The 3,082-nt window shown below is 71.8% G+C and carries 1 protein-coding gene and 1 pseudogene; both read right to left on the bottom strand.

Features of this window, described 5'->3' with window-relative positions; translation table 11 throughout:
• Nucleotides 1-1,891, bottom strand: a pseudogene (locus tag CA983_RS42060) (Mu transposase C-terminal domain-containing protein); the annotation flags it as partial.
• 26 nt (nt 1,892-1,917) lie between these two features.
• The gene (locus CA983_RS48645; RefSeq protein WP_425276512.1) at nt 1,918-2,298 is read right to left on the bottom strand and encodes a hypothetical protein; all 381 of its coding nucleotides are present in this window, start codon (nt 2,296-2,298) and stop codon (nt 1,918-1,920) included.
• Nucleotides 2,299-3,082: the final 784 nt, after the last annotated feature.

The raw sequence follows: 3,082 nt of genomic DNA on the forward strand, positions 1-3,082 counted from the left end.
GGCTGGGTGCGGGCCATGAGGCGTTGTTCGCCTGCGGTGGCGTTACCGGTGCGGGTGCGGCGCATGAGCTGGTCGAGGGCGTCGGCGAGGTCGGCCTCAAGGCTGTCGGGGTCGGTGTGGCGGGTGACGGTGGTGCGGATGTGCTGCCAGGTCTGTCGTTAAACGGGCGGTGGACGTGGGCGCGGTGGATCCAGGGGATCTCGGCGAACGTGCCGTCGGGCAGGCGCAGCCAGATCTGGCGGGCGTCTTGGGGGTTGGTGTGGACTTCCCATTTCCCGCCGCGGGCGGTGATGGGGGAGGGCTGCCCGCGGTAAGGGGCCAGGAGGTCGCAGTCGTAGGTGCGGTGGTGCAGGCGAATCCCGCGTTCGGTGACGGCCTGCCAGCGCACCGGCAGCAGTTCGAGGTAGTCGTCCCTGGTGAGGGGGACGGGGACGTACCCGGCGACCGAGATGAGGGCGGCCCACATCTGGTTCGGTGTCAGTGCGGCCTTGGGCAGCACGGGATGACGCAGCCCTTGGTGCGGGCGGTGGTGGTAGTGCACGAGCCATTCGTCGAGGAGGTCCTGCAACTGCGCGACGGTGAAGCACGCCTCGCGTTCGGCGTCGCGCCCTCGGCGTGTGACGTCGGATCCGGTGTAGCCGGGCAGGTGCTGGCAGAACAGGGTGTTGATCGAGCCGAAGGTCCGCTCGACGATGCCCTTGGCGGTGGGCGCGTAGGGCGGGGCGGGCTGCACGCTGACGCCGAGGGTCTCGCAGACGGCGGTGAACGCCCTGGAAAGGAATACTTTGCCCCGGTCCACGACGATCGTCTCGGGGATCACGACTGGGCGGGCGGCCGCGCCCTGAAGTCGCTCGTCCAGCGTCAGCAACCGCGCCCGGGGGAGCAGTTGGGTGTGGGTGAAGCGCAGGGCGTCGGGCCAGGTGGGCTTCGACGGGTGGGGGACGGCCATCTCCGCCAGCAGCAGGGCCGCGTCCACGGCCTGGGTCCCGCCCGGACAGAGCACGGCCGCGAGGATCGCTCGCGTCGCAACGTCTACCGCGATCGTCATCTCAGGCCGGCCCAGGGTGCCGTCGTCGAACAGGGCCAGGACATCGAGCCGGGTGGTGTCGATCTGCACCTGCTCTCCGGGCCGCAGGGCGACGGTGGGCGTGTGCCCTCGTCCGTCCTCGGTGATGGGCGGGGTGCGCACCGGGCGTGCGGGATGGTCGGCGGGGCCGGCGAGCTGATGGACGAGCCGGTAGAAGGTGGCCTGCGCCGGCATCGCCACCGCGCCGCCGTGCCGGTCCTTAAGGATGTGCGCGACCAGCGGCATCAGCCCTTTGATGGTGCCTTTGGAGCGGCCGCGCTGGCGGCGCAGCGCCTCCTTGACCGCGGCGACGACCCGCTCGTCGGCTCGTCCGGTGGGGCTGGGGCCGCGGGTGGTGCGGTGGTCGATGAGCCCCCACAGGCCCTGTTTGCGGTAGGCCAGGCGCATGCGCTGCACCGTCGTACGGGACACCCGGCCGAAGCCGAGCGCTGTCAGCTCTGCTGCTTTGGCCTCTTCCCGTTCGGCCAGCGTGTGCTGCTCGGGGTCGTACTGCTCCCGCACCGGCCCGCCGCTGCCCAGCCCGCCGGGCAACCCGCACTCGACTTCCCGGATGTGGCGCTGCCAGGCCAGCGCCTTCTCCCGCGCCGTGGCCGGGGCCGTCTCGAACAGCCCCCACCGCGGCACCGTCTGAGGCTGCTGCGCCTCTGCCCCCAGGAGGGCGAAGCCTGGATCGGCGAAGAGGTGCCCGGCGAGCACCGCTTCATCACTGCCGTCCTCGCCGGCCAGGTGGACGCACTGCCCGGCCAGGGCAACGACCCGCCACCGCAATCCGCGGAAGCGGACATGAGACCCGACCGCCACCACCGGTRGACCGCTTTGTCGGCTGCTGCTCACACCGCCTCCCCGTACCCGGCGCAGGCCCCGCCGCGCCCCTCGCCTGACGCCGGGCATTCGGCTGCGGGGACGCAGCCCTGGCTCTCCTCGCCACGCCCGGCGCCACTGCCTTCGCGGAGGGGACCGGGACTGACGATGACCCGTTCGTGGAGCGGCGCCTTGAGTGCTGTCGTCAGCGTGTGGTGCCACAGGGCGTGGAAGACGGCCGGGAGGACCTCGATCGGGTCGCCGGCCGCTTCGGCGCCCTCGATCAGCGGCCGCGGCCGCGAGAAGGCCTCGAGGACTGCGGGCATCAGGCCGGGCCTGCCCTGGTTGCGGGGGTGGCGGTAGCCGTCCCCGCCGGAAGCCGAAACCCCCGCCGGCAGGTCGAAAGCCACGGACCCACTCGTCCGAGGGAAAACACGCCCCACAGGAGGTCCACGACCGACGTGACGCTATGCTCCCCGGCATGGTTTCGGCCCGGGCGACCCGTAGCGCGCCACGGTCCCGCTCTCGTGCAGCGGGCCCGTGGCGAATGTGGGTGCTGGCCGCGCTTCTCCTCACCCTGATGTACAGCCACGGTGTCAGCGCGGAGAGCGCCGCAGCCCACGCCCATCTCGGGGCGCCGACCAACGCGGTAGCCCTGAACGCTCCGGACCCGGGTTCCGCCGGGCACAGCCACGAGGCGCCCGACCCGCACTCCGGCCAGCGGCACACTGACCACCAGAATGCTCCGGAGCCCGATCACGCGGCTCACCAGTGTGTGTCCGGCCAGCCACAACAGGGCGCTGCGCTGCCCGGCCCGTGCGAGACCCCGGCCATTCATCGGCCTCCGCACGCGTATGCACTCGACGCCGCTCGACCTGTCACTGCCCCCTTGGCATCTGCCCCCGTGCCGGACTCAGCGGTCCTACGGATCTAAGCCTTCACGCCAGCCAACGGGTCGAGGACCTGTTGGCACAGCCCCCGCGAGCCCATCTCCGCCAGTGCACCAGCGGCCGCTCCGCCATGCCGTGCGATGCGCCTTGGCTGCCACGCGGTGACGTGCGGCGCTGAGCCATGGCCGGCTCACGTTGCGCAGTGCCCGGCGAGTCCGATCTTCGGCTCCGCCTTGCCCGCCTGTCTCGTTGAGAGCACCAGGCCCCACTGAACTTCCCCTGAAGGGTCCGCTTTGTCCTCCTC

The organism is Streptomyces swartbergensis (genome assembly GCF_002148965.1).
Lineage (GTDB): Bacteria > Actinomycetota > Actinomycetes > Streptomycetales > Streptomycetaceae > Streptomyces > Streptomyces swartbergensis.